Origin of the sequence: Micromonospora sp. NPDC023737 (assembly GCF_040639715.1) — a bacterium.
In the GTDB taxonomy this organism is placed as follows: domain Bacteria; phylum Actinomycetota; class Actinomycetes; order Mycobacteriales; family Micromonosporaceae; genus Micromonospora.
In genome coordinates this window covers 450,969-477,805 of sequence record NZ_JBFAAL010000003.1, presented here as the reverse complement: position 1 = coordinate 477,805, position 26,837 = coordinate 450,969, and the positions used below count along the sequence as shown (strand labels likewise).

The window sequence follows — 26,837 nt, the reverse complement described above, 5'->3', positions numbered from 1 at the left end:
CGCCCCGCAGAACGCCAGGGTCGCGCGAGCCGATCAAGCGCGGCGGCGTGAAGCTCGCGTCAGCTCAGGCCGCCGTACGAGTGCAGGCCGGTGAAGAAGATGTTCACGCCGAACAGGTTCATCAGCATGGTGAAGAAGCCGAGCACGGCGATCCAGGTCGCCACGTTCCGCTTGACGCTCGGGGTGGCCCGGGCGTGCAGGTAGCCCGCGTACACCACCCAGGAGATGAACGCCCAGGTCTCCTTCGGGTCCCAGCCCCACGGGCGGCCCCAAGCCGCCTCGGCCCAGATCGCCCCGGCGATCACCGCGAACGTGAAGATCGGGAACGCGAAGGCGTGCAGCACGAAGGTCAGCCGCTCCAGCGCGGCAGCCGCCGGCAGCCGCTTCGCCAGGGTGTACGGGAAGCTGCGCTTGCCCGCCTCGTACCCCCGGCGCATCAGGAACGACACCGCCGGCACCACGCCGAGCAGGAAGATCCCGGAGCTGAAGACGATGGTCGAGACGTGGATGACGAACCAGTACGAGTTCAGGGCCGGGACCAGCGGCACCACCGGCACGTAGAGCACCAGCTCGGCGGTGGCCACCAGCAGCACCATCACCAGCGTGAGGAACAGGCCGAGCTTGCGCAGCGACGGTCGCTTGGCGAGCACCACGAGCCAGGCGGAGACACCGATGAAGGTGACCGTGAGCACGAACTCGTACATGTTGCCCCACGGCATCCGGTCGGCGGCGATGCCGCGGGTGACCAGGGCCGCGAGGTGCAGCACGGCGGCGACCACGGTGGCCCCGACGGCGATCCGGCCGGCCAACCGGGCCCGACCGGCCGAGCGGCCGTCGGTGACCGCCACCGGCGGCACCGGATCGATCGGGGCGGCGACCGTGCCGCCGGGAGCGCCGACGCCGGCCCCCACGAGTTCCCGGGCGGGACTCGCGGCGGCGACCCGGACCCGGGCTCGGACGTTGCCGAGGGCGAATTCGACGGCGTGGCTGATCATCGCGACCAGGTACGCCAGGATCGCGAACGTCACCAGTTGGTCGGAGAGTGCGGACATCAGTTGGTCCCTTCCCGCATCCCGGCCCGGTCGCCACCGTCGCGATCCGTGCCGACCCGCTCGTCCGGCCGCCCGTCACCGCTGACCGCGGCGACGAGCTGCGCGAACTCGTCTGCGAACCCTGGATAGTCGGTGCGCGGCAACCCACCGGCCTCGACCAAACTACTACCGCCCGTCGGAGTTTCGCCTGTGGGGTCCGCGGATCCACCGGACGTCACCCGGAAGAAGACCCGACGCCGTCGACCGAAGAGCGACCCCATCAGACCGGCGAGCAGGAAGCCGCAGCTCACCAGCAGGATGCCGGAGCCGGGGTCGTGCCGTACCGAGAGAGTGATGTAGCGCCGGGTGCCGAGGAACTCGACGGTGCTCCCGTCGTCGAGCTTCCAGCTCTCGCCCGGCTTGAGCAGCTTGTCGCCGACCTGCTTCACCTTGCCGGTACGGATCTGCCGCTGGTCCAGTTCGTAGACCGACCCGGAGATGCCGGCGTCCATGCCGAGGTTGCCCCGGTACGCGACCAGGTTGAGCATCGGGTTGCGCTCCGTCGGATACTCCGACCGCACGAACGGCGCGGAGTCCGGCGCGGTCGGCAGGTAGAGACCGGTGAAGGCCATCTGCAGGTTCGAGTCCCGCTTCCCGGTCTTCGGGTCGACGTTGGCGTCGGGGAAAGCAGCCAGGCCCTCGCTGGTCAGGCCCATGTCACCGGTGGTGAGGAACGGCTCGACGCTGGTCTGGCTGCGCCCGTAACGGTCGGTGTAGCGGATGATCGGGGCGTATCCGTGGCCGAGCAGGTACACGTTCGCGCCGTCGAGCCGTAGCGGCGAGTTGACCGAGAAGTCCGCCTCCCGGGTCGCCGCACCGGGTTCGTCCACGGTCACCGTGGCGTTGAAGGACGACGGCTGCCCGGACTCCAGGAAGCGGGCGTCGAACCGGTCCAGGGTCAGGCAGAAACCGGGCAGGTTGCCGGTGTCCACGCGCGGCCCGAGCTTCGTCTCGGCGTACTGCTGAGCCGTGTTGCAGAAGGACTTGTCCTCGCCGGCGACCAGCAGCCGGTTACCGCTCCAGCCGTACCAGTGGCCGAGCGCGACGCCGGCCAGGACGACCACCAGCGAGGTGTGGAAGATCAGGTTTCCGGTCTCCTTGAGGTAGCCCTTCTCGGCGGAGACCTCGTTGCTGCGTACCGTCACCCGCCAGCGGCGGCGGCGCAGCACCTCGGCGATCGCCGGCACGCCACCGGCCGGGAGAACCAGCGTCGAATGCTGCGGCAGCCGGTCGAGTCGCTTCGGCGCGGCCGGCGGCTTCGACCGCAGCGTCCGGATGTGGTCGCGCATCCGCGGGGTGATGCAGCCGATCAGCGAGGTGAAGAGCAGCAGGTAGATCGCTGAGAACCAGACCGAGCCGAAGACCTCGAAGCCACCGATCTTGTCCAGCCGGGGGGCCAGGTCGGGGTGCTCCGTGAAGTACTCGTTGACCTTCTCCGGGCTGATGTTCCGCTGCGGGAGCACCGAACCCGGGATCGCCGCGACCGCGAGCAGGAAGAGCAGTACGAGAGCCGTACGCATGCTGGTGAGCTGCCGCCACGAGTTGCGCAGCAGGGCCAGCAGGCGGTTCGGGCGGCGACGGGGCGCCTCGGCCGGGGTGGCGGGCCGCTCGTCCACGATGGTCATCAGATGCTCACCTCACCCACGCCGACGGTGGTCTGCAACCAGATCACGATGTTCGTCCACCCGCCGGTGACCAGCGCGAGGCCGATCACGATCAGCAGCACGCCGCCGACCCGGGTGACCCAGCGGCTGTTGCGGCGGATAGCGCGGAAGACCCCGAGCAGGCGCTGGAAGCCCAACCCGAAGACGACGAACGGTATCCCCAGCCCCAGGCAGTACGCCACGGCCAGCACCACGGCCCGGTCGATCTGGCCGCTGACCGTGGCCATCCCGGTGACGGCGGCGAGCGTCGGACCGACGCACGGCACCCAGCTGAGCGCGAAGACCGCGCCGAAGACCGGCGCACCGAGCAGCCCGGCGGCCGGCAGCCGGTGAATCCGGAACTCGCGCTCCATACCGGGGACCACGCCGACGAAGGCCAGCCCCAGCAGGATGATCAGCGCGCCGATGACGATCTCCAGCGTCCGCTCGTACGCGAAGAAGACCTTGCCGACGCTGGCGAAGAGCACCGCGGTGGCGGTGAACACGACGGTGAAGCCGGCGATGAAGAGCAGCGTTCCGGCGAGTACCCGGCCCTTGACCGCGGCCACCGCGCTCCGGGTCGTACGCCGGCGTACCGCGACGGCCACCCCGCCACCGGAGTCGCCGTCGCCCGCGCCCTCCGGCGTCGCCTGCCGTGCCCGCCCTTCGAGGTCGGCGCCGGCCAGACCGGTGACGTACGAGAGGTAGCCGGGGACCAGCGGGAGCACGCACGGGGAGAGGAAGCTGACGAGACCGGCGAGCGCGGCCGCCCCGATGGCGAGCAGCAACGGCCCGGAGAGGGCGATCTGCCGGAATGTCTCGCCCATCAGTTCGGACCGCTGGTGGGCTGTTCGGCGGCGATCCGTTCGACGATCGGCTTCAGGCCCTCCTGCTTGACGGCGGCCCGGATAACCGCGGCGATCCGGCCCTCACGATCGAGCACCACCGTCGCCGGAATGGTGTTCGGCGGGATGTCCAGGGCGAGCGCCATCCGGCTGGCCGGGTCGAAGAGGCTCTGGTAGGTGATGCCGAAGCTCTGCTCGAACGCCAGCGCCTTGTCCTTGTTGTCCTGGACGTTGATGCCCAGGAAGGTCACCCCGGAGGCCTTGGTCGCCTGGTAGGTGGCCTCCAGGTCGTCCGCCTCGGCCCGGCAGGGCGAGCACCACGAACCCCAGAAGTTGAGTACGACCACCTGGCCGCGCGCCTGGACGACGTCGTAGTTGCCGCCGGTGAGCAGTTCCCCGGCGACCTTCGGCGGCGCCGACCGCTCGTCGGGCGCGCACTCGATGACACCGTCCGGGGTGGTGCCGCAGGACTTCTCCTGGCTCTGCGACGTGCAGCCCACCAGCGCCACCGCGGCGACGGTGGCGAGCAGGCCGGCGGTCCACCTCCGGACGCGCATCATCAAGCCCCCTTGGCCGTCCGGGCGGTCGACGACATGGCGACCAGGTGCGCGGCGGGCTCGGTGTAGCCGATACCGGCCACCTTCGCCCCGTCGAAGTGGAACGAGGTGAGGCTGGCCAGGGAGCACTGCCGCCGGCGCGGGTCGTGCCAGAGCCGCTTGCGCTCGACGTACCGGCGCAGCGTCCAGATCGGCAGCTGGTGCGAGACCAGCACGGCCTCCCGCCCCTCGGCGGCGATCCGGGCGGCGTGCAGCGCCGCGAACATGCGCTCCGCGATCGCCTGGTACGCCTCACCCCACGACGGGGTGATCGGGTCGCGCAGCACCCACCAGTTGCGGGGGTCGCGGAACGAGCCGTCGCCCGGAGAGACCCGCTTGCCCTCGAACCAGTTGGCGCTCTCGATCAGCCGCTCGTCCACCCCGACCGGCAGCCCGAACTGCGCGGCGATGGGCTCGGCGGTCTGCTGCGCGCGTTCCAGCGGGCTGGCGACCACGTGTACCACGTCCCGGTCGGCGAGCCCCTGCGCGGCGGCCTTGGCCATCTGCACACCGAGCTCGGACAGGCGGAAACCGGGGAGCCGCCCGTAGAGGATCTTGTCGGGATTGTGCACCTCGCCGTGCCGGAGCACGTGAACGACCGTACTGCTCACCGCGCCTACCCCCTGTGACCCGCCGCTGCCGCTGCCCGCGCCGCCGCCGGCAACGCCGCGGCGATCTGTTCCAGGGCGGCGTCATCCAGCGCCGCCGAGACGAACCAGGACTCGAACGCGCTGGGCGGCAGGTACACGCCCGCGGCGAGCATGGAGTGGAAGAACGCCTTGAACGCCGGCACCTGCTGGGTCCGCGCGCTGTCGTAGTCGACCACGTCGGCGTCCGTGAAGAAGATCGAGAACATGCTGCCCGCGTACGACAGCCGGTGCGGGACACCCGCGGCGGCCAGGGCGTCCGACGCCAGCTTGCCCACGAGGGCGGCCGTGTCGTCCAGCTTGCGGTAGAGCGCGTCGTCGGCCAGGCGCAGGGTGGCCAGGCCGGCGGCGCAGGCCAGCGGGTTACCGGAGAGCGTGCCGGCCTGGTAGACCGGACCGGCCGGGGCGAGCCGGGCCATGATCTCCGCGCGGCCGCCGAACGCCGCGGCGGGCAGGCCGCCGCCCATGACCTTGCCGTACGTCCAGAGGTCCGCGTCGGTGGGGTCGAGGCCGTGCCATCCGGAGCGGGAGACCCGGAACCCGGTCATCACCTCGTCGACGATGAGCAGCGCGCCGTGCGCGTGGGCGATGCGGGCCAACTCCTGGTTGAAGCCGTCGCGCGGGGCGACCACGCCCATGTTGCCGGCGGCGGCCTCGGTGATGATCGCCGCGATGTGCTGGCCCTCGGCGGCGAAGGCCTCCTCCACCGCCCGCAGGTCGTTGTACGGCAGCACGACGGTCTCGCTCGCCGCGGCACCGGTCACGCCGGGCGAGTCGGGCAGACCGAGGGTTGCCACGCCCGAACCGGCGGCGGCGAGCAGCGCGTCCACATGGCCGTGGTAGCAGCCGGCGAACTTCACAATCTTGGAGCGGCCGGTGAAACCCCGGGCCAGCCGGATCGCCGACATGGTGGCCTCGGTGCCGGAGTTGACCAGCCGGACCTGCTCGACCGGAGTCCGGTCGACGATCTCGGCGGCCAGTTCGACCTCAGCCGGGGTGGGGGTGCCGAAGCTGGTGCCCCGGGCGGCGGCTGCCTGCACGGCGGCGACCACCTCGGGGTGGGCATGACCGAGGATCAGCGGGCCCCAGGAGCAGACCAGGTCGACGTAGCGCCGCTCGTCGGCGTCGTAGAGCCACGGGCCCTCCCCTCGGACCATGAAGCGCGGGGTGCCACCGACCGCGCGGAAGGCGCGCACGGGGGAGTTCACCCCGCCCGGCACGATGGCGCGGGCGCGGTCGAAAAGGGCCTCGGAGGCCGGCGCGTCGGCCGGGTAGCGGCCGGATCCGGCGGACAGGGTATCGGTCACGATGCCGCCATTGTGTCAGCGCCGGCAGGAGTAGTGGCAGGCACCCCGGCCTGGGGTTACCGGGCTCACCCCTGGGGACGGATCGTGGGGTGACGGCTCCTCGGCGGGCCGGGTCGATCAGATCGGGTTAGGCTGGCCCGGTGGATCGTGCCGAACTGTCCATCACGCTACACCGGGCGGGTGACGAGGCTGTGCTGCGTCTCGCCGGGGAGATCGACATGCTCACGGCCGCCCAACTCTCGACCGTCGTGAACGAGGTGCTCACCGATCCGCCGGCTCGAATCGTGCTCGACCTCGCCGGGGTGACCTTCTGCGACTCGCAGGGTCTGGGCACGCTGGTCGTGCTGAGCCGCAAGGCGAGTCACGCCCAGAGCCTCCTGATCCTCACCCACGTGGGCGATTTCCTGCTCCGTGTCCTGGACATCACCGGCCTCCGCTCGGCCCTGATGATCCGCAACGACCAACCCGCCAGCTAACCCACCCCATCCCCACCCTCCCTCCGGTGGCTCCCGCCACCCCTGCTAGGTGATCATGAAGTTATTGCCGACATTCCGGGCGTCGGGCGGCAATGACTTCATGATCACCGGCGCGAAATCGGGGGTGGGTCAGGTGGGGGTGCCCCAGCGAGCCTGCTCCAGCAGGTTCACGGCGCGATCACGGGCGTCCGGGTCGTCGGCGCGGAGCAGGGCGGTCGCCTCGTCGACCGCGTCGGTCAGCATCCGCCACTGCGCGTCCCGCTCCCGCACCAGGTCGGACTGCGCGGCGAGCTGACGGGTCTTGACCCACAACTCCACGAAGACCGAGACCTTGGCCCGCAGCACCCAGGGGTCGAACGGCTTGGTCAGGTAGTCGACCGCGCCGACCTGGTAGCCACGCAGCGCCAACTGGGCATCCCGGTCGGCTGCGGTGAGGAAGATGATCGGTACGTGCCGGGTCCGCTCGCGCCGCTTGATGTGGCCCGCCGTCTCGAAGCCGTCCATGTCCGGCATCTGGGCGTCCAGCAGGATCACGGCGAAGTCGTCCACCAGCAACTGCTTGAGCGCCGCCTCACCGCTCTCCACGGCCACCGCCTGGACCGGCAGGCCCTGGAGGATCGCCTCCAGGGCCATCAGGTTCTCCCGGCGATCGTCCACGAGCAGCGCCTTGGCCATCTGGGTCACGAGCTCTCCTCCGTCCGGCTGCCGCTGATCCAGGACGACATGAGCTCGATCAGTTCGTCCAGGTCGACCGGCTTGGTGATGTAGTCGCTACCCCCGGCGGCCAGGGCCGACTCCCGGTCACCCGGCATCGCCTTCGCGGTCAGGAAGACGATGGGCAGGTCCGCGAACCGGTGGTTACGGCGGATCTGGCGGGTCGTCTCGTAGCCGTCCTGGTCGGGCATCATGGCGTCCATCAGCACGATGTCCACCTCCGGGTGCTCGGCGAGCAGGCGGACGCCGTCCGCCCCGTTGTCCGAGTACAACACGGTCATACCGTGCAGTTCCAATGCGCTGGTCAGGGCGAAGACGTTCCGGACGTCGTCGTCGATGATCAAAACGGTCGCCCCGTCGAGCTGCCGACTGGTCGGGGCGGCCACCGGCTCGGGCACCTCCAGCGGCGGCATGAGCAGCGACGACGGCAGTCCGGCCCGGGTCGGCGACGGCGGCAGCGGAGCCACCACGGCGTCCGGCGCCAGTACGTCCGGGACGAAGAGCGTGAAGGTCGAGCCCTGTCCCGGCGCCGACGCGACGGTGATGGTGCCGCCGAGCAGACGGGCCAGGTCACGGCTGATCGACAGGCCGAGTCCCGTACCGCCGTACCGGCGGCTGGTCGTACCGTCCGCCTGCTGGAACGCCTCGAAGATGATCGACAGCTTGTCGTCGGAGATGCCGATACCGGTGTCGATCACGGTGAACGCGATCACCTGCCGCGCGTTGGTCAACGTCGGTACGTCGAAGACCACGCTCTCGGCCGCCGGGGCGATCCGCAGGGTCACCGCACCGTTGTCGGTGAACTTCACCGCGTTCGAGAGCAGGTTGCGGAGGATCTGCTGCAACCGCTGCGCGTCGGTGACGACCGAGCCCGGCAGGTCCTTGCTGATGCGTACCTGGAAGTCCAGGCCCTTGTCCTCCGCCTGCGGGGCGAACGCCTGCTCGACGTAGCCCCGGATGTCGGCGAACCGGACCTCGGTCGGCTCCACGTCCATCCGGCCCGCCTCGATCTTGGACAGGTCCAGGATGTCGTCGATCAGCGAGAGCAGGTCGGAACCCGCGCCGTGGATGGTCCGGGCGAACTCGATCTGCTTCGGGGTCAGGTTCTGCTCCGAGTTCTCCGCCAGCAGTCGGGCCAGCAGCAGCAGCGAGTTCAACGGCGTACGCAGCTCGTGGCTCATGTTCGCCAGGAACTCCGACTTGTACGCGGAGGCGCGGGTGAGCTGCTGAGCCTTCTCCTCCAGGCCCAACCGGGCCAGCTCGATCTCCCGGTTCTTGACCTCGATGTTGCCCTTCTGCTCGGAGAGCAGCGTGGCCTTCTCCTCCAGCTCCGCGTTGGTCCGCTGAAGCTCGGCCGACTGCTCCTGGAGTTCGTGCGCGAGCCGCTGCGACTGGGCCAGCAGCTCCTCCGTACGGCGGTTTGCCTGAATGGTGTTGACCGCGATGCCGATGGTGAGCACCAGCCGCTCCAGGAACGACAGGTGCAGCTCGGAGAAGGGGACCACGCTGGCGAACTCGATCACGCCGAGCAACTCGCCCTCGAACAGCACGGGGAGCACCACCAGGTCGGCCGGCGGCGTGCTGGCCAGCCCGGAGCGGAGCGTCAGCGCGCCTTCCGGGGCGGCGCTGACCCGGATGGTCCGGCGGCTGAGCGCCGCCTGGCCGACCAGCCCCTCACCCGGCCCGAACGTCACGTCGTGCCCGCGGGCCACGTACCCGTAGGAAGCGGTGAGCCGCAGCCGCATGCTGCCGTCGGAGTTGTCCACCAGGAAGAACGCGCCGAGTTGCGCGTCCACCAGCGGGGTCACCTCCATCATGATCATGCGGCAGACCTCGCCGAGGTCGCGCTGGCCTTGGAGCAGGCCGCTGATCCGGGCGAGGTTGGAGTCCAGCCAGCCCTGCTCGGCGTTCTTCTTCGTCGTCTCCCGGAGGGTGACGATCATCTGGTTGATGTTGTCCTTGAGCTCGGCGACCTCGCCCTGGGCCTGGACGTTGATCCGCTGGGTCAGGTCACCACGGGTGACGGAGGTGGAGACCTCGGCGATCGCCCGCAGCTGGGTGGTGAGCGTGGAGGCGAGCTGGTTGACGTTCTCGGTGAGGTCCCGCCAGGTGCCGGAGACCCCCTTCACCTGCGCCTGGCCACCGAGCTTGCCCTCGATGCCGACCTCCCGGCCGACCCGGGTCAACTCGTCGGCGAACGACGACAGCTGATCCACCATCGTGTTGATGGTGTTCTTCAGCTCCAGGATCTCGCCCTGCGCGTCCACGGTGATCTTCTGGCGGAGGTCGCCGGTGGCGACCGCCGTGGTGACGGAGGCGATGTTCCGTACCTGACTGGTCAGGTTCGACGCCATCGAGTTCACGTTGCCGGTGAGGTCCCGCCAGGTACCCGACACACCCTTCACCTGCGCCTGACCGCCGAGCTTGCCCTCGGTACCCACCTCACGCGCGACCCGGGTCACCTCGTCCGCGAACGACGACAGCTGATCGACCATCGTGTTCACCGTCGACTTCAGCTCCAGGATCTCGCCCTGCGCGTCGACCGTGATCTTCTGCGACAGGTCACCCTTCGCCACCGCCGTCGAGACCTGGGCGATGTTCCGCACCTGCGCCGTCAGGTTCGACGCCATCGAGTTCACGTTGTCCGTCAGGTCCCGCCAGGTGCCCGCCACGCCGCGCACCTGGGCCTGGCCGCCGAGCTTGCCCTCGGTACCCACCTCACGGGCCACCCGGGTCACCTCGTCCGCGAACGACGACAGCTGGTCGACCATCGTGTTCACCGTCGACTTCAGCTCCAGGATCTCGCCCCGGGCGTCCACGGTGATCTTCTGCGACAGGTCACCCTTCGCCACGGCTGTGGTGACCGAGGCGATGTTCCGTACCTGACTGGTCAGGTTCGACGCCATCGAGTTCACGTTGTCCGTTAGGTCCCGCCAGGTCCCCAACACGCCCTTCACCTGCGCCTGGCCACCGAGCTTGCCCTCGGTACCCACCTCACGGGCGACCCGGGTCACCTCGTCCGCGAACGACGACAGCTGGTCGACCATCGTGTTCACGGTGTTCTTCAGCTCCAGGATCTCGCCCCGAGCGTCGACCGTGATCTTCTGCGACAGGTCACCCTTCGCCACCGCCGTCGAGACCTGCGAGATGTTCCGCACCTGCGCCGTCAGGTTGCCGGCGAGCTGGTTCACGTTCTCGGTGAGGTCCCGCCAGGTGCCGGAGACGCCGCGCACCTGGGCCTGGCCACCGAGCTTCCCCTCGATGCCCACCTCACGCGCGACCCGGGTCACCTCGTCCGCGAACGACGACAGCTGATCGACCATCGTGTTCACGGTGTTCTTCAGCTCCAGGATCTCGCCCTGCGCCGCAACCGTGATCTTCTGCGACAGGTCACCCTTCGCCACCGCCGTCGAGACCTGGGCGATGTTCCGCACCTGCGCCGTCAGGTTCGACGCCATCGAGTTGACGCTGTCGGTCAGGTCCTTCCAGGTCCCGGCGACGTTCGGCACCTCCGCCTGGCCGCCGAGCTTGCCCTCGGTGCCCACCTCACGGGCCACCCGGGTCACCTGCTCAGCGAAGAGCCGCAGCGTGTCTGTGAGCGAGTTCATCGTGTCGGCCAGCTCGGCGACCTCGCCACGCGCCCCGACCGTGATCTTCTGCGACAGGTCGCCCTTGGCGACCGCCCGCGCCACCTGGGAGATCGACCGAACCTGACCGGTCAGGTTCGACGCCATGGTGTTCACCGAGTCGGTGAGGTCCTTCCAGGTGCCCGCGACGCCCCGAACGTCGGCCTGGCCACCCAGCTTGCCCTCGGTACCCACCTCACGGGCCACCCGGGTCACCTCGTCCGCGAACGACGACAGCTGATCAACCATCGTGTTCACCGTGCGCCCGATGCGCAGGTACTCACCGCGCAGTGGCCGCCCGTCGATCTCCAGCGCCATGTGCTGGGAGAGGTCGCCGTCGGCGACCGCGACGATCACCCGGGCGATCTCGGTGGCCGGTCGGCCGAGGTCGTCGATGAGGGAGTTGACCGCCCGGTTGCCCTCGGCCCAGGAGCCGTCCAGCCCTTCCTCGTCCAGGCGCTCGGTGAGCCGGCCGTCCCGGCCGACGACCCGGCTGATCCGCCGCAGGCCGAGACACTGCCGCTCCTGGAGCGAGACCACCTCGTTGAAGGCGTCCGCGACCTCCCCGGCCTGCCCGGCGCGTCGGGACAACCGCACCTTCAGATCACCGCGACGAACCCGCCGCAGCGCCTCGGTCAGTTCATCGAGGAGCGCCTCGTGGTCGGGCGCGGAGGAGTCCGCCACCGACTGCTTCACCGTGGTCATTCTTCCTCGTCTCAGCTCGGGGGCCACCGGCTCGTGCCGAGATGCCGGCCATCCCATATTGTGCCCGCGGACGCTCCGTTGCCAGGGCGCGTGAACGCTCGCCACGCCCCGGCACCGAGCCGGAAGCATCGATCCGGGAGCGGGTTGGCAGTCGCCGGGGTGGCGGTGGAGGATACGAGAGTGTCGGCGGAGACGAGGCCCGCGACGGCCGGGGGCCCGGACGGGCATCTCCGGCGCGTCCGCCTGCCCGCCGACCGGCGTACGCCTGCGGCCGCCCGTGCTCTCGTCCGCTCCGTGCTGGCCGAGGCACACCTGGACGAACTGCTCAACGAGGCCCTGCTGCTCACCACCGAGCTCACGACGAACGCGGTGGAACATGCCGGCACGGACCTGGACATCGAGGTCAACGCCGACGAGGTCGGGCTGACCGTCACCGTGTCCGATTTCGCGTCCGGCCCGGTCGAGGAACTCATCGTCGGCGTACGCAACGAGGCCAACGAGATCACCGAGGTGGCCGAGCGGGGCCGCGGGCTGCTGCTCGTCGATCACTTCTCCAGCCGGTGGGGCACCACCTACCTGCCCACCGGCAAGGGCGTCTGGTTCCGGCTCGACCGGTCCGGCAGCGCCGATACCCAGCCGGACGCCGCGGCCGCCGCCTCCGGTACGCTCGGCAACGCCCGGGGCGGCGACGCGACGCCGACTACCAACTCCGCCCCGAGCGCCGCCGCGGTGAGTGAGCTGATGAAGATCAGCCCCGACACGTACGCGGACGACCCGCTGCCGGACTTCGCCACCAGCCTGCTGGCCCGGGTCGCCGAGATGGTCGGCGCGGCCGGCGGCCTGATCCGGTTGGACCGCGGGGACGGGACGGGCCCCCAGGTGCTGGCCCGCTACGGCCGGCAGCCCCGGGCCGGCAACGAGCTGCTCCACGTGCCGTTGACCGTGCACCGCCCGTACGCCGGTGAGCTGGAGCTGGACGCCGCACCGTCGGCGTACGCCGAACCGCTGGCCGTGCTCGCGGCCGAGCGACTCTCGCTGCACCTGGAGAACGACCGGCTGCGCCGGGCCGACGTCCGGCGGCAGTCCTGGCTGACGTTCCTCGCCGAGGCGAGCGAACTGCTCGCCCAGTCGCTCGACGTCGAGTTGACCATGGCGCTCGTTCCGCAACTGGTGGTGCCCCGGCTCGGCCAGTGGTGCGCGGTGCACACGACCGACGAGTGGGGGCGGCTACGGCTCGCAGCGGCCACCCACGCCGACGAGTCGGTGCTGCCACAACTGCACAAGGTGCTCGCCGAGACCGGTCCGGACTCGGTACAGGCCCGGCTGCGTGAGGCGTCCCGCAGCGCCGCACAGGTGCCACTCGGCGGGCCGATGGAAGGCTTCGCCGTACCGCTGATCGCCCGTGGTCAGCGGCTCGGGACGTTGGCCGTCGGCCGGCACCAGCGGCACCGGCACGACCCGGACGAGGTCGCGGTGCTCGAGGACGTCGCCCGCCGGGCCGCGTTGGCGATCGAGAACGCCCGCATTCACGCCGAACGCCGGCGTATCGCGCAGACGCTGCAACAGTCGCTGCTGCCGCCCGTGCTACCCGTGGTCGAGGGGATCGGGTTCGCCGCCGAGTACGTCCCCACCGGGGGCGACGCCGACGTCGGCGGCGACTTCTACGACGTGGTGCCGCTGCCCGACGGGCGGTGGCTGGTGGTGATCGGGGACGTCTCCGGCAAGGGCGTGCAGGCGGCGGCGGTCACCGGGCTGGTCCGCGACGTCATCCGGGTGCTGGTCGGCGACGGCAAGCCGCTGCCCGAGGTGCTCACCCGCCTCAACGAGACGCTGGTCGAGCGCGGCGGCGGCCGGTACTGCACGCTGGCGCTGGCGGCGGTCGGGCCGGTCAACGGCGACCGGCTGGACGTCTCCCTGCACCTGGCGGGCCACGACCGGCCGGTGCTGCTGCGCGGCGGGGGCGGGGGCGCCTTCGTCGGCGCCGGCGGCACGGCGCTCGGCCTGCTCGACCGGATCAGTACGCCCACCGCCGAGGTGCCGCTGGCCCCGGGCGACGCACTGGTCTTCTACACCGACGGGGTCACCGAACGGCGGCGCGGGCGGGAACTCTTCGGCACCGAACGGCTCCGCGAGGCCGCCATGCCGTTGGCCGGCTACTCGGCCGACGTGGTCGCCGCCCGGCTGCGGGCCACCGCACTGGGTTTCTCGGTCGAGGCGCCTCGCGACGACATCGCGATCCTGGTCCTGCGCAACGAAGCGGCCTGACCGGAACCCTCCCGGCGCCGCGTCGCGCCGCTCGATCGACTCGCCTTCCCTGAAGTCGGGGCATCCGCCTGCCACGGACACCCCGACTTCAGGGAAGGCGAGTGGATCAAACCAATCCTCGCCGCCCTCACCCGGTCCTGCGCACCCCGCCCTGAATCCGACCGCCCTGTCCCCGGCCCGAGGGCGAACACGACCGCCCCGTCCCCGGCCCGAGCGCGAACCCGACCGGCGGCAGGCCGTAGGTTGACCTACATGTCGATCGTCGTGGATGCCATCGCCGACCTGCCGCGGCTCGTCCGTACCGTCCTGGTCACCCAGATGGCGGTGGCTGCCGCGTTCGTCGTGGTGGTGCTGCTCTATGTCTTACGAATGGTGACCGCCGGCGTGGGCCCGGCCGAGATGGTCAGCGGGGCGTACGACCCGAAGGACCTCGTTCCGTTCGGCCTGCACGCCGCGAACCCGTTCTTCTGGCTGTACGCCGTCATCTCGGTCGTCTACCTGATGGGCGCCGCGTTCACCGTGCCGATGGCGGTCTACGCCGTGGCGGTGGCGGCCCGGGACGCCGACCGCATCTCGCGGCGCATTCGGACACTCCTGCTGCTCGGCGCGGGCACGACGACGCTTCTCCTGCTGGCCCGGTTGACCCCGGCCGTCGCCGACATGCACCGCTGGTGGCTCGACTGAGGCAGTGGCCCGGCCCGCAGACCCAGCTTGATCATGAGGTTGACGACGCGCGCGGATCGAACTCGCCGCCGACGTCATGATCAACCGCCACGGTCGGGCGGGGCAGGGGCTGGGGGTGGACTTCAGCCGCCGCCGGGGAGGCGACCGGGGGCGAGTCGGTGGTGCGGGTCGAGGTGCGCCTTGGCCGCGCGCAGCCGGGGCAGCCCGGTCAGCTCACCCCAGAGGTCGACCTCGCGGCGCACCGACGCCGGCGCCGACAGGACCACGCACCGGCCCTTGCGAGCCAGCAACACCCCACGGACGGCGGCCAGGATCGAGGCGACCCGGTCGGCGGGGAGCGACCCCGGCAGTGCCGCGTGCACCACGCCCAGACCGGCGGAGCCGCGTACGGGCACCGGGGCGCCGGCCGCGTCGCGTAGCGCGTAGACGGCCGCGTGCAGGTCGGTGATCGGCACCTCGATGCGCAGCGCGGTGTCACCCGGCCCGAACGGGTAGCGCCGCCACCACGGCGGGGCCGAGTGGGTGACCAGGGCACCGTCGATCAGGGACACCAGGCGTTCGGCCCGTTCGACGGCGTCTGCCGGACCGCCTTCGAGCAGCACCACGACACTGCCGGCCCGCGACGGGGCGTCCGCCCGCCCGGCCATCGACGGGTGCCGTGCCCGGGCCGCGGCTGCCGGGTCGGCCGGGTCGATCGGGCGGCGGGGCCGGGGCAGGGCGGGAAGGTCCAACTCGATCGCGGCCGGGTCGAGGCGTGCGGCGAGGACCGTGCGCACCAGGTCGTGCACCTCGAGCGGGGTCCAGACCGGACGGGAGACCCAGAGCCGGGTGGCCGGCACCGCCTGCACTCGTAGGGTGGCCGAGACCAGCACCCCGAGCGTGCCCTGCGACCCGCAGAGCAGGCGCGCCAGATCGAGCCCGGGCGCTCCGCCACCGGCGTGGATCAACTCTCCGTCGGCGGTCAGGTAGCGCAGCCCGACCAGTTGATCGCAGGGGGTGCCGTGCCGGTGCCGCAGCGGACCGGCCTCGCCGGCGGCGAGTACGCCGCCCAGGGTCGCCCCGGGTGAGGGTGCGTCGACGGCGAGCCGCTGCCCGGTGCGGTCGAGTGTCGCCTGCACCGCGCGCAGCGGCGTGCCGGCGCCCACCTCGGTCACCGGCGCGTCGACCTGCTCGTGGCCGATCCCGGCGAGCCGACCGGTGTCGAGCATGATGTCGACCTGCTCCGGCGCCGCACCCCAGTCGATCTTGGTGCCGGCGCCGCGCGGAACCACCGTGAGGTCGTGCCGGGCCGCCAACCGGAGCACCTTGGCCGCCGCCTGCGGGCCACCTGGCACCGCGACCCAGCGGGCAGCGCGCCCGGCCACCTCATCGGCCGGACCCGCGAACCGGGCGAAGGGCGCCCCGCAGATCTCCGTGAGCCGTTGGGTGATCTCGAGGGCTCCGGACCGGTCGGTCGAACTCGCTGCAGCCGCCATGCCGGTCATCGTACATGTGTTCGAAAGCTGCGGTGGGGATTCGCGGCGGAGGCGACGCGCATACCGGCGACGAGCGGGGGCCGGCCGGTAACGTGGCGGCCGTGACCACCGAGACTTCCCCGCCCGTGGCCAAGCAGGTGCCCGCCGAGCGCAACCACCACGGCGACACCGTCATCGACGAGTACGCCTGGCTGGCCACCAAGGACGACCCCCAGACGATCGCCTACCTGACGGCCGAGAACGACTACACCGAGGCGCGCACGGCACACCTGGCCGGGCTGCGCGAGCAGCTGTTCGAGGAGACCCGGCGGCGCACCCAGGAGACGGACCTGTCGGTGCCGAGCCGCAAGGACGGCTACTGGTACTACACGCGGACCGTCGAGGGGCAGCAGTACGGCGTGCAGTGCCGGCGCGCCGTACGCGAGGGCGAGACCGAACCGCCGATGAGCGCCGACGGAGCCCCGCTCGACGGCGAGGAGGTGCTGCTCGACGGGAACCAACTGGCCGAGGGGCGCGACTTCTTCGCGCTCGGCGCGTTCGACGTGAGCCCGGACGGACGCTGGCTCGCGTACTCGACCGACTTCTCCGGTGACGAGCGGTTCACCCTGCGGGTGAAGGACCTGACCACCGGCGAGCTGCTCCCGGACGAGGTGCCGGACACCTTCTACGGCACCGCCTGGTCCAGCGACGCGTCGGCGCTCTTCTACGTCACCGTCGACGACGCCTGGCGGCCGTACCGGGTCTGGCGGCACACCATCGGGACGCCGTCCGCTGAGGACGTGGTGGTGCACCAGGAGGACGACGAGCGGTTCTGGGTCGGTGTCGAGCTGACCCGCTCCGAGAAGTTCATCGTCATCGACATCCATAGCAAGATCACCAGTGAGGTGCTGGTGATCCCGGCCGGCAACCCGACCGGGCTGCCGGCGGTCGTCGCACCCCGCCGGCAGGGCGTCGAGTACACGGTGGAGCACCACGGCCACCGCTTCCTGATCCTGCACAACGACGGCGCGGAGGGCTTCGCGCTGGCGTACACCTCGGCGGACACGCCGGGCGACTGGGTGCCGCTCATCGAACACTCCCCGGGCACCCGGCTGGAGGCGGTGGACGCGTTCGAGAACCACCTGGTGGTCTCGCTTCGCACGAACGGGCTGACCGGGTTGCGGGTACTCCCCATCGGTGGCGGCGACGCGTACGACATCGACTTCCCCGAGCCGATCTACAGCGTCGGCCTGGACGCGAACCCCGAGTACCGGACCGGCCAGATCCGGCTGCGCTACTCCTCGCTGATCACCCCGGACTCGGTCTACGACTACGACCTGGTGACCCGGCAGATGGTGCTGCGCAAGCAGAAGCCGGTGCTGCCCGGCCCCGACGGGCGGCCGTACGACCCGGCGGAGTACGAGCAGCACCGGGACTGGGCGCTCGCCGACGACGGCACCCGTGTGCCGATCTCGCTGGTCTTCCGCAAGGGCACGCCCCGCGACGGATCCGCCCCCTGCGAGCTCTACGGCTACGGCTCGTACGAGGCCAGCATGGATCCGTGGTTCTCAGTCGCCCGGCTCTCCCTGCTGGACCGGGGCGTGATCTTCGCGGTGGCGCACATCCGCGGCGGTGGCGAGCTGGGCCGACGCTGGTACGAGCAGGGCAAGCTGCTGGCCAAGAAGAACACCTTCACCGACTTCGTGGCCTGCGCCCGGCACCTGGTCAAGGCGGGCTGGACGGCTAACGACCGGCTGGTGGCCCGGGGCGCGTCGGCCGGCGGGCTGCTGATGGGTGCGGTCGCCAACATCGCCCCGGACGCGTTCAGCGGGATCGTGGCGCAGGTGCCCTTCGTGGACGCGCTCACCTCGATCCTCGACCCGTCGCTGCCGCTGACCGTCACCGAGTGGGAGGAGTGGGGCAACCCGCTCGACGATCCCGAGGTGTACGCGTACATGAAGTCGTACACGCCGTACGAGAACGTGGCGGCCCTCGACTACCCGGCGATCCTCGCGGTGACCAGCCTGAACGACACCCGGGTGCTCTACCACGAGCCGGCGAAGTGGATCGCCCGCCTGCGTGCGACCGCGCCGCAGGGCGACTATCTGCTGAAGACCGAGATGGGCGCGGGCCACGGCGGCCCCAGCGGCCGGTACGACTCCTGGCGTGAGGAGGCGTTCATCAACGCCTGGATCCTCGATCGCCTCGGCCGCGCCTGACAAGCCGGGAGGCGCCGACGCGCCTGACACGCCGGGAGGGGTCCGACGCGCCTGACACGCCGGGAGGGGTCCGACGCGCCTGACACGCCGGGAAGCGCCCGACGCGCCTGACACGCCGGGAGGGGTCCGACGGGCCCCTCCCGGCGCGCGGCACACCGGTCAGGCCGGCCCGGCGGTCAGGACACCGGCCAGTACGTTTGGGTCGGCGTTGCCGCCGGTGACCACGACGACCGTCCGGCCCTCGGGAAGCTCGTGGCCGTGGAACAGCCGGGCGGCAAGGGCTACCGCGCCGCTCGGCTCCACCACGAGCCGAGCATCGCGCACCAGGCGACCCATCGCGGCGGTGATCTCCTCCTCGGTCACGGTCACGATCCCGTCGAGGCGTTCCCGCAGGTGGGCGAAGGTCAGCTCGGACAGGTTCGTGCGCAACCCGTCGGCGCTCGTCCGGTGGGTCCGCTCGACGTCCCAGACGACCACCGCACCCGCGGCGAGCGATTCCCGGGCGTCGGCGGCGAGCAGTGGTTCGACGCCGATCACCGCGGCTGACGGGCGCAGCGCCTTCACCGCCGTGGCCACGCCCGACGAGAGACCACCGCCGCCCACCGGCACCAGCACCACGTCCACGTCGGGGAGGTCCTCGACGATCTCCAACCCGACGGTGCCCTGACCGGCGATGACACGCGGATCGTCGAAGGGCGGCACCAGCGCGCCGCCGGTCTCCGCCGCGATCCGTTCCGCCTCGACCAGCCGCCGGGCCGGCGGGACGAGCACGACCTCGGCGCCGCGGGCACGGATCCGGTCGACCTTCACGGCGGGTGCGCCCTCCGGCACCACCACCGTGCAGGGCACGCCCGCGGACCGGGCCGCGTACGCCAGCGCCTGCCCGTGGTTCCCGGACGAGTGGGTGACCACACCGCGAGCGCGGACCGCCGGGTCGAGCCGGGCAACCGCGTGGGTCGCGCCGCGCAGCTTGAACGAGCCGACCGGTTGCAGGCTCTCCGGTTTGAGCCACGTCTGCGCGTCCCACGGTGTCGGCAGCAGCGGGGTACGGGTCACGGTGCCGGCGATGTCCGTCGCGGCGGTCCGCACATCATCGATCGAGATCAGCTCCATCGCACCATGCTGCCCGCACCGCAGGACGGCCCGCTGCCCCTCCGGAGCGCACTCGCCCCGGCGGGAGCCGTCAGCGGCCTAGACTGCCTCGGTGAGCGAGGCCGACGAGCAGCCGGAGGGGGCTGATCCAGCGGGGGCGGAACCGAGCGCCGCCGGACGCCGGCCGGGGCTGGTCATCGTCGCGGTGGTCGTCGCCGCACTGCTCGTCTGCTGTTGTTCGGCGGCGCTCGGCCTGATCATCTCCTGGTCGGCGGGGCTCTTCCACCCACCCGCGTGATCACGCCGACCGACGGGCCGTCGTCAGCGAGCGCGACCAGGAGCGATCAGGGCCGCTGCCTCACCGGTACGCGCCATGCGTTGCCAGCGCAGCCGGTTGCCGATGACGGCGGTGACCACGGACTGCACCACGACCAGGTACATCACCTGCCGGTAGACGATCTGCTGCAACGGCAGTGCCCACAGCGGCGCGAGGCGTTCGCGGTCCAGCCGCAGCGCGTAGCCGGCGGTCAGCGCCTGGAGCAGCAGCAGCCCGAACCAGGACAGGACGAGCGTCGACCAGGGCAGGAACAGCAGACCGTAGAGGGCGAAGACGTCGACCGCCGGAGCGGTCAAGGGCAGCAGGATCTGGAACACCGTGAGGTAGGGCAGTCCGCGCCGGCCCAGCTTGCCGCCCGCCCCCGACTCGCGTAGCGCGTGGCGGTGCTTCCACATCGCCTGCATCGTGCCGTAGCACCAGCGGTACCGTTGCCGCCACAGTTGCCGCAGCGTGGACGGCGCCTCGGTCCAGGCGATCGCGGCCTCCTCGTACACCACCCGCCAACCGGCCCGCAGCACCTTCATGGTGAGGTCGGTGTCCTCCGCGAGGGTGTCCCCCGGCACGCCACCCACGGCGAGCAGCACCTCACGGCGGAACGCGCCGATCGCGCCGGGAATGGTGGGCATGCACTGCAGCACGTCGTACATCCGGCGGTCGAGGTTGAAGCCGATGACGTACTCGAGGTGCTGCCAGCGGCCGAGCAGCCGCCGCCGGTTCGCCACCTTGGTGTTGCCGGAGATCGCACCCACCGTCGGGTCGGCGAAGCCCTGGACCAACCGGTGCACGGTGTCCGGCTGGAACACCGTGTCCCCGTCCACCAGGACCAGCAGTCCGGCCCGCGCGGCCCGGATCCCGGTGTTCAGCGCCGCCGGCTTGCCCGCGTTCGCCTGCCGGATGACCCGTACGCCGCGTAAACGCATCCGCTCGACGATGTCGGCGGTGCCGTCGGTGGACCCGTCGTCCACCACGATCACCTCCAACGCCGGATAGTGGCTCGCCACCAGCGACCGGACCGTCGCGGCGATGTTCGCGGCCTCGTTGTACGCCGGCACGATCACCGAAACCGGCGCGCGCACCTCTGGCTGGTGGCCGGTACGCCGTCGCACCCGGCGGACGTGCCGCTGGGCGCAGACCACCTGGACGGCGAGCCGGGCCACGCCGAGCACCAGCGCGATGCCGAGCAGCAGGTTCATGCCGCTGGCCACCCAGCCGGCCGCGACCTGTGTCCAGCGAACCAGCGTGCCGCTGATCCGGGTTCCGGTGCCCGCCGGAACGGTCGACTCGGGCGCGTCGATCCCCGCCGAAACGGTGGTGAACCGGTAGCCCTGCCGGGTGAGCTCCGGCAGCAACCGGTCCAGCGCGGCGACCGTCTGCTCGCGGTCGCCTCCCCCGTCGTGCATGAGCACCACCGCACCGCGGCCACCGGCCGGGGTGGCCGCCTCGGCGATCCGCGCGGCACCGGGACGCTGCCAGTCATGCGTGTCCCGGTCGGCGAGCACGGCGACATGTCCGCTGCCGGCGGCAGCGCGCACCGCAGCGTAGTCGGCCGCGGTCAGCGCCGACGGCAGCGAGGAGAAGGGCGGTCGCAGCAGGGTGACCTCGCGCCCGGTGGCGCTGGCTATCGCCTTGCGGGTCAGCGACAGTTCCAGGTCGCCCCGCCACCCGGGCACGGCGGCGAGATCGGCGTGCGTGAAGGTGTGCGAACCGATCTCGTGTCCCTCGGCGAGTATCCGCCGCACCAGTTCGGGATGTTCGTTGACCCGGGCGCCGACGACGAAGAAGGTGGCGTGGGCGTGATGCCGCCGCAGCACGTCCAGCACCTGCGGCGTCCAGCGAGGGTCCGGTCCGTCGTCGAAGGTGAGCGCGATGGTGCGGTCCGGCATCGACCGACTGACCGGCTCGGCACGATCCAGCCGGAGCACCGGCCCACCGGCGGTGACGCTCTTCGGCGGGCCCGCCGCGTGGACCGTGGCGTCGGCGGCCGGCCGGGAGCCGCCGCCGAGGCCTGTCACCAGGCCGTGCACGGTGAGCGTCGCGAGCAGCAGCAGCACACCGAGCAGGAGGAGGAACCAGTGCGCCCGAGGGTCGCGTCGGGCGACATGTCGCGCCGGGGTCACTGCGGCTTGCCCGGCGACCTGTTCGGCTTCGGCGTCGCGCGCCGCTCGTCTCCCTGACCGGGATGGTCGGTCCAGGTCGATCTGGCGGTCTGTGGAGCCGTGTGGCTGGCCTCCGGCGTCACCGCCCGGGTGGGCGCCGAGGCGGGCTCGGTCGTGCTGGTGGCCGGCGAGGGGTTCGCGGAGGGCGAGGATCCGAAGCCGTCACGGCCGTCCAGCCCGGCCTCGATCGGCCGCGCCGGTCGGGAATCCGGCCAGTTGGGCACCGGCACGGGGGCTTCGAAGAAGAGACCGGCGAGGATCAGCACGATGCTGGCGAGCAGGCCCAGGCCCATGGCGGTACCGGCGATCACCGTCAGTCGACGGCGGCGACCGGTGCGGTCGACGAACACCGGCGGTGCGGCGCCCGGCTGGTTGTGCATCTGGTGAACTCCCACGGCTGACTCCGCCGAGGCTCGTCCGAGCCTCGACGAGAGCCCGGCATCCCGGGCCCCGAGGCTAAAAGCGCTCCCCGGGCTCGGGGCGTTACATCATCAGGTCGTCCTGAGCTCCTCGATCGCGGTGCTGGACCGGAGGAAGAGCAGGCCGATCCCGACCGTGGCGAGCACCCCGGCCAGGGCCCCGGCCCCGAGCAGCGCAAGCTGTTCCAGCGGTACGTCGGGCACCGCGCGCAGCGCCGGGCTCTCCATGACCCGGGTGTACTGCTCCCGGGTCGCCGGGTCGGCGCAGAGCGCCGCGCTCGCCTCACACACCTCGTAGGTCGATGAACCCCGCCGGACGTCGCCGAAGAAGGCCCGGCCCAGGACCGTGCCGACGGTCAACGCCAGCAGGATCGCCGGAACGGCGGGGAGCACCGCCTGCCAGGCGATCGACCAGCCCACCGTGCCTCGCGGCACACCGGCCGCCACCAGGGCCGTGTACGCCCGGCGCCGCGCGACGATGCCCTCGACGACGGCGACGAGCAGACCGGTGGCGGCGATCACCACCGCCACCGCCACCGCGAGGTCCACCAAACTCATCGTGCTGAGGTAGAACGGGTTGTCACCCACCTCGCCGCCGACGACTCGGCTCTCCTCCCGCATGAGCCGGTCCTGAGTGACGAAGTGCGAGCGCAGCGCGGCCGCCCCGGCGCCGAAGGTCACCGCCGCCAGCAGGGCGGCGAAGGTGCGGCTCCCGGCCCACGGATCGGCCATCATCCGGCCGCCGGCGAGCAGCGCGGCGGGGTGCCGGGCGTACCTGCGCAGCAGCCGTCCCGTGGTGTACGAGATCCAGCCGGTGCCCGTCACGATGCCGAGCATGGTGGCCAGCCCGCCCCCGACGATCAGCACCAGCGCGAGGCCGACGTACGGCCCGTCCACGGTCCGTCCCAGGATGACCGGCCAACCGACGATGAAGGCGGCGACACCGGCGACGATCAGCACTCCCGCCCAGGGGCCAGGGCCTCGCTCCCGGGCCGCCCGTCGGGTCACACCCAGCGGCGTGGTGATGACCGGTCGCAGCATCAGTGCGGTGGACAGCCCGGCGATCAGCGGCAGGCCGACCACCACCGCGGCGAGCGCCCCGCCGTTCGGCAGCACGTCGGTGGGGAGAGGGAGCTGCCCGTGCTCGTCCGGCCGGTCGAGCAGCTCGCGACCGACCAGGTAGAGCGCCAGACCGGTGAGGGTGCCGAGGAGACTGGCGACCCCGGTCTCCAGCATCGCGAGCCGGGTGACCTGCCCCGGGGTGGCACCGGCGAGCCGGAGCGCGGCGAGTCGACGGTCCCGGGCCGGGGCGCCGAGCCGCGCACACTGCCCGGCCAGCGCCAGCACCGGAATCGTGAGCAGCACGAGGGCGAACGCGGTGCCGCCGCGCAGCCCCGGCTCCCGCAGGAGCGCGTGCGAGTACTGCTCGGACCAGCGGACCATGTTGCCTTCCGTGGCGGGCGGGGTGGGGATGGCCAGCACGTTGAGCGCCGCGAACGCGGCCAGCGCCGCCAGGGTGGCGCTGAACGCGGTGAGCAGCACACGTGCGGTGTCGGTGCGGGTCCCGGCCAGGGCGAGCCGGAGCAACGCCTGTGGTCTCACCGGTCACCGCCGATCAACGGCGCGTCCAGGCCGAGGCCACTGTGGTCGACCGTTCCGTCGCGGAGGGTCACCTCCCGGTCGGCGTACGCGGCGATGCGCGGTTCGTGCGTCACCAGCACGATCGAGGTGCGCTGCTCCCGGGCGACCCGGACCAGCGTGGTGAGCACCTCTTCGCCGGTGAGCGAGTCCAACGCGCCGGTCGGCTCGTCCGCGAAGAGCACCCGCGGGCCGGTGACCAGCGCCCGCGCCGTGGCGCACCGCTGCTGCTGCCCACCGGACATCTCGCCCGGCCGTACGTCGGCCAGCTCCGCCACGCCGAACCGGTGCAGCCAGGTCACCGCCGCCTCCCGTGCTTCTCGCCGCCCCGTGCCGGCGAGAAGCAACGGGAGTGCGACGTTCTCCGCCGCGGTCAGTTCGGCCACGAGCTGACCGAACTGGAACAGCACCCCGAACTCGGTGCGCCGCAGCCTCGATCGGGCGGCCTCGGACCAGGTGTCGAGCCGTTCACCGCGCCAGAGCACCTGACCGGCGTCGGGCCGCAGGATCCCGGCGAGACAGTGCAGGAGGGTGGACTTGCCGCACCCACTCGGCCCGGTCACCGCGAGGATCTCCCCCTCGTCGACGTCGAGCGCCACCCCGCGCAACGCGGGCGTCCGCCCGTACGATTTGACCAGGTCACGAGTCTGTAGCTGGCTCATGCCGCACCTCCCGGTGCCAGTCGGCGACGCGGCTCAGCGTGGTTTGCAGCCAGCGCAGGTCGGCGTCGAGGTGAGCAATGGCGAAATCGACCGCCACGATGTCGTCGAGGGAGGCGGCCGGGGCGTGTTTCAGCGCGGTCAGCTCGCGCAGTCGCGCGGTGTGCGCCTGACGCTGGGCGGCCAGGCAGGCACGGGCCCGGTCCACATCGGCGACCAGCAGCGTCACCGCCACCTTGGTGAGGAGCGTGCTGGCCACGTACGGGAGCGGCGGCTCGACCTCGGTCAGCCAGCGGTCCAGCGCGGCCCGTCCGTCGTCGGTGAGCGCATAGGTGGTGCGCTCGGGCCCGCCGTCGCGGTTCTGTCCGGTGGGGACCACCAACCCGTCCCGCTGCAACCGGCTCAGCGTGGCGTAGACCTGACCGAAGGCCACTGGTCGAGCCTGCGGCAGCCGCTCGTCGTGAGCCCGCTTGAGTTCGTAACCGTGCTTGTCGCCGGTCGCGAGCAGCCCGAGCAGGACGTGCGGCATGGACACGCGTCCACTATTCACTCAGTGAATAGTGCGAGTCAATGAGTCGGGGCCCGCCGATCACACCCCGCTGGTGACGCGGGTACGCGCGGAGCGCGGTCGACGCGCGGATGGAGTGTGACTGTCAGCCGACGCTCCAGCGGGGATCGCGTCCGGTCAGGCCGAGCAGCCGGTCCAGGTCGGGCACGGTCGGGTCGGTCGGTACCGGGTCGGCGAAGACACCCATCTGCCGGGCCGTCGGGGCGAGCTGCACGGTCGGCTGGTGCAGCGCGACGGTGACCTCGGGCGCCGGCGCGTACGGTTGGCCGGTCGCGACGGCCAGGTCCCAGCCGTGCACGGTCAGGTCGAGCAGAACCATGCCGCCCACAGTGGTTTGCGGCATGCCCATCCCGGGCGAGATGCCCTCCGAACTCGCCGGGTCGGACCAGGCGGCGATCAACCTGTCGATCTCCGCCTCGAACCGGCTCCGCCAGTCGTCGGTGAGGTGGTCCAGCTTCTCCGCCCAGGTCACGGCGCGCTTCGCGGCCAGGTCCTGGAAGTTGACCACCACCTGGAAGAGGTGGTTGAGCAGGTCGCGTACGGCGTAGTCGCGGCACGGCGTCGGCAGGTGCAGCTGGTCGTCGGCGATGCCCCGCACCACCGCGACCGTCGGCGGCGCCGCAGCCGTCAGCAGATCGCTAGTCTCTGTGGCCATAGGCCCAGCGTATGAGGGTGGTCTTGAAAAAATGCGACAGCGACCGCGTGGCGACAGCCGGGGAATTCTCGCCCCCGGCCGGTTGCTGCGGCAGGTCCGGTTCCGTCGGCACCTGCCGGCGCCGGCACTACGCCCGTGGGTCGAGCACTACTGGCTCGTCGACTGGGAGCTGACCGAACCGTTCGCGCAGCAGGTCGTACCGCATCCGGCGGTGAACGTGGTCTTCCGCCGCGACGGCGACGGCCCGGAGTCCGGCGAGGTGGCCGGCGTCGGGCTGACCCTCTTCTCGATCACCCTGGCCGGCACCGGCCGGGTCAGCGGCGTCCAGTTCCGGCCCGGCGGCTTCCACCCGTTCTGGCAGGGCTCGGTCGCTGAACTGACCGGCCGCCGCCGGCTGCTCGCCGACCTCGCCGAGCACTGGCCACCGGCCCGCGACCACAGCGGCGGCGTCTGCGACGGTACGGACGCCGACCGCTGCCGCCGTCTCGACGGACTGCTCACCGGCTGGAAACCACAAGCAGCGGACCCCGTCACCGACGAGGTGATCCGCCTGGTCGAGGAGATCCGCACCGACCGCACGGTGCTCCGGGTGGACGCGTTCGCCCGGCGGCACGGGCTCACCACCCGCCGGCTGCAACGCCTCTTCCTGGACCGGGTCGGCGTCGGCCCGAAGTGGGTGATCCGGCGCTACCGGATCCAGGAGGTCATCGAGCAGGCCGCCGACGGGCCGGCGCCGGACTGGGCACGGCTCGCCGCCGACCTCGGCTACAGCGACCAGGCGCACCTCGTGCGGGAGTTCACCGCCGCCACCGGGATGTCCCCCGCCGCGTACACCCGCTCGCTCGCCTGACCCGGCACGCCCGCCCCGCGCCCGGACCTTCGGCCCCCGCCCGACACCGACCGCGGGGCAGGCTCCGACCGCGAAACCAACCGCGGGCCGCTCCGAGCTCGATGCCGACGTCGATCCCGACGCCGGCGCCGACACCGGCGTCACGCAGCGTAACGCGGCCTACCGTCCGGCCACCCCCACTCGGACGCTTT

General features: G+C 71.6%; 22 protein-coding genes. 6 read left to right on the top strand and 16 right to left on the bottom strand.

The annotated features are described in order from the left end of the window. Positions 1-59: 59 nt before the first annotated feature. The 6 genes from ccsB to hemL are packed head-to-tail and all read right to left on the bottom strand — an operon-like array spanning position 60 to position 6,129. Entirely contained in the window at positions 60-1,052 is a 993-nt protein-coding gene (gene ccsB / locus AB0F98_RS11050; RefSeq protein ID WP_357732205.1) for a c-type cytochrome biogenesis protein CcsB, read from the bottom strand. Beyond that, positions 1,052-2,716, bottom strand: coding sequence for a cytochrome c biogenesis protein ResB (locus tag AB0F98_RS11045; RefSeq protein ID WP_357732202.1), 1,665 nt, complete (start codon positions 2,714-2,716; stop codon positions 1,052-1,054). The genes ccsB and AB0F98_RS11045 overlap by 1 nt, the downstream gene beginning before the upstream one ends. Further along, positions 2,716-3,561, bottom strand: a complete 846-nt coding sequence (locus AB0F98_RS11040; RefSeq protein ID WP_357732199.1) for a cytochrome c biogenesis protein CcdA — start codon at positions 3,559-3,561, stop codon at positions 2,716-2,718. The genes AB0F98_RS11045 and AB0F98_RS11040 overlap by 1 nt, the downstream gene beginning before the upstream one ends. Then, positions 3,561-4,136, bottom strand: a complete 576-nt coding sequence (locus AB0F98_RS11035; protein WP_357732196.1) for a TlpA disulfide reductase family protein — start codon at positions 4,134-4,136, stop codon at positions 3,561-3,563. The genes AB0F98_RS11040 and AB0F98_RS11035 overlap by 1 nt, the downstream gene beginning before the upstream one ends. A 2-nt stretch (positions 4,137-4,138) precedes the next feature. Then, positions 4,139-4,786 (bottom strand): histidine phosphatase family protein, encoded by a 648-nt coding sequence (locus AB0F98_RS11030; RefSeq protein ID WP_357732193.1) that lies wholly within the window; start codon positions 4,784-4,786, stop codon positions 4,139-4,141. 5 nt (positions 4,787-4,791) lie between these two features. Beyond that, the gene (hemL, locus tag AB0F98_RS11025) at positions 4,792-6,129 is read right to left on the bottom strand and encodes a glutamate-1-semialdehyde 2,1-aminomutase (protein ID WP_357732189.1); all 1,338 of its coding nucleotides are present in this window, start codon (positions 6,127-6,129) and stop codon (positions 4,792-4,794) included. 140 nt (positions 6,130-6,269) lie between these two features. Between hemL and AB0F98_RS11020 the strand changes: the two genes are divergently transcribed. Beyond that, positions 6,270-6,605, top strand: a complete 336-nt coding sequence (locus AB0F98_RS11020) for an STAS domain-containing protein (protein WP_357732186.1) — start codon at positions 6,270-6,272, stop codon at positions 6,603-6,605. 129 nt (positions 6,606-6,734) lie between these two features. Here the strand turns inward: AB0F98_RS11020 and AB0F98_RS11015 are convergent, their stop codons facing one another. Together AB0F98_RS11015 and AB0F98_RS11010 are read right to left on the bottom strand one after the other, a co-directional pair. Further along, the gene (locus tag AB0F98_RS11015) at positions 6,735-7,289 is read right to left on the bottom strand and encodes a response regulator (protein WP_357732183.1); all 555 of its coding nucleotides are present in this window, start codon (positions 7,287-7,289) and stop codon (positions 6,735-6,737) included. Next, the gene (locus tag AB0F98_RS11010) at positions 7,286-11,650 is read right to left on the bottom strand and encodes a HAMP domain-containing protein (protein WP_357732180.1); all 4,365 of its coding nucleotides are present in this window, start codon (positions 11,648-11,650) and stop codon (positions 7,286-7,288) included. Before AB0F98_RS11010 ends, AB0F98_RS11015 begins: the two co-directional genes overlap by 4 nt. Before the next feature lie 180 nt (positions 11,651-11,830). On the opposite strand from AB0F98_RS11010, the gene AB0F98_RS11005 reads away from it, so the two are divergent. Both AB0F98_RS11005 and AB0F98_RS11000 read left to right on the top strand, forming a co-directional pair. Beyond that, positions 11,831-13,915 (top strand): SpoIIE family protein phosphatase, encoded by a 2,085-nt coding sequence (locus tag AB0F98_RS11005; protein WP_357732177.1) that lies wholly within the window; start codon positions 11,831-11,833, stop codon positions 13,913-13,915. A 252-nt stretch (positions 13,916-14,167) separates the two neighbouring features. Next, positions 14,168-14,599: a hypothetical protein gene (locus AB0F98_RS11000; protein WP_357732174.1), complete on the top strand. Its 432-nt coding sequence runs from the start codon at positions 14,168-14,170 to the stop codon at positions 14,597-14,599. Between the two features lie 122 nt (positions 14,600-14,721). On the opposite strand, the gene AB0F98_RS10995 is transcribed toward AB0F98_RS11000, so the two are convergent. Beyond that, positions 14,722-16,074: an FAD-binding oxidoreductase gene (locus AB0F98_RS10995; protein ID WP_357732171.1), complete on the bottom strand. Its 1,353-nt coding sequence runs from the start codon at positions 16,072-16,074 to the stop codon at positions 14,722-14,724. Between the two features lie 101 nt (positions 16,075-16,175). On the opposite strand from AB0F98_RS10995, the gene AB0F98_RS10990 reads away from it, so the two are divergent. Continuing rightward, the gene (locus tag AB0F98_RS10990) at positions 16,176-18,272 is read left to right on the top strand and encodes a S9 family peptidase (RefSeq protein WP_357732168.1); all 2,097 of its coding nucleotides are present in this window, start codon (positions 16,176-16,178) and stop codon (positions 18,270-18,272) included. A 159-nt stretch (positions 18,273-18,431) separates the two neighbouring features. On the opposite strand, the gene AB0F98_RS10985 is transcribed toward AB0F98_RS10990, so the two are convergent. Continuing rightward, positions 18,432-19,385 (bottom strand): threonine/serine dehydratase, encoded by a 954-nt coding sequence (locus tag AB0F98_RS10985; protein WP_357732165.1) that lies wholly within the window; start codon positions 19,383-19,385, stop codon positions 18,432-18,434. Positions 19,386-19,476: 91 nt separating this feature from the next. On the opposite strand from AB0F98_RS10985, the gene AB0F98_RS10980 reads away from it, so the two are divergent. Continuing rightward, positions 19,477-19,662: a hypothetical protein gene (locus AB0F98_RS10980; RefSeq protein ID WP_357732162.1), complete on the top strand. Its 186-nt coding sequence runs from the start codon at positions 19,477-19,479 to the stop codon at positions 19,660-19,662. 23 nt (positions 19,663-19,685) lie between these two features. Here AB0F98_RS10980 and AB0F98_RS10975 read toward each other — a convergent pair whose 3' ends face one another. The 6 genes from AB0F98_RS10975 to AB0F98_RS10950 form a co-directional block, all read right to left on the bottom strand. Then, positions 19,686-21,818, bottom strand: a complete 2,133-nt coding sequence (locus AB0F98_RS10975; protein WP_357732159.1) for a bifunctional polysaccharide deacetylase/glycosyltransferase family 2 protein — start codon at positions 21,816-21,818, stop codon at positions 19,686-19,688. Then, positions 21,815-22,252, bottom strand: coding sequence for a hypothetical protein (locus AB0F98_RS10970; protein WP_357732156.1), 438 nt, complete (start codon positions 22,250-22,252; stop codon positions 21,815-21,817). The genes AB0F98_RS10975 and AB0F98_RS10970 overlap by 4 nt, the downstream gene beginning before the upstream one ends. A gap of 96 nt (positions 22,253-22,348) precedes the next feature. Continuing rightward, positions 22,349-23,878: an FtsX-like permease family protein gene (locus AB0F98_RS10965; protein ID WP_357732153.1), complete on the bottom strand. Its 1,530-nt coding sequence runs from the start codon at positions 23,876-23,878 to the stop codon at positions 22,349-22,351. Then, positions 23,875-24,576, bottom strand: coding sequence for an ABC transporter ATP-binding protein (locus AB0F98_RS10960; RefSeq protein WP_357732150.1), 702 nt, complete (start codon positions 24,574-24,576; stop codon positions 23,875-23,877). The genes AB0F98_RS10965 and AB0F98_RS10960 overlap by 4 nt, the downstream gene beginning before the upstream one ends. Then, positions 24,554-25,108 (bottom strand): PadR family transcriptional regulator, encoded by a 555-nt coding sequence (locus AB0F98_RS10955; RefSeq protein ID WP_357732147.1) that lies wholly within the window; start codon positions 25,106-25,108, stop codon positions 24,554-24,556. Before AB0F98_RS10955 ends, AB0F98_RS10960 begins: the two co-directional genes overlap by 23 nt. Positions 25,109-25,226: 118 nt before the next feature. Next, a complete protein-coding gene (locus AB0F98_RS10950; RefSeq protein ID WP_357732144.1) occupies positions 25,227-25,796 on the bottom strand; it encodes a TIGR03086 family metal-binding protein in 570 nt (189 codons plus the stop codon). Between the two features lie 31 nt (positions 25,797-25,827). Between AB0F98_RS10950 and AB0F98_RS10945 the strand changes: the two genes are divergently transcribed. Continuing rightward, positions 25,828-26,646: an AraC family transcriptional regulator gene (locus AB0F98_RS10945; protein ID WP_357732141.1), complete on the top strand. Its 819-nt coding sequence runs from the start codon at positions 25,828-25,830 to the stop codon at positions 26,644-26,646. The last annotated feature ends 191 nt before the right edge of the window (positions 26,647-26,837 follow it).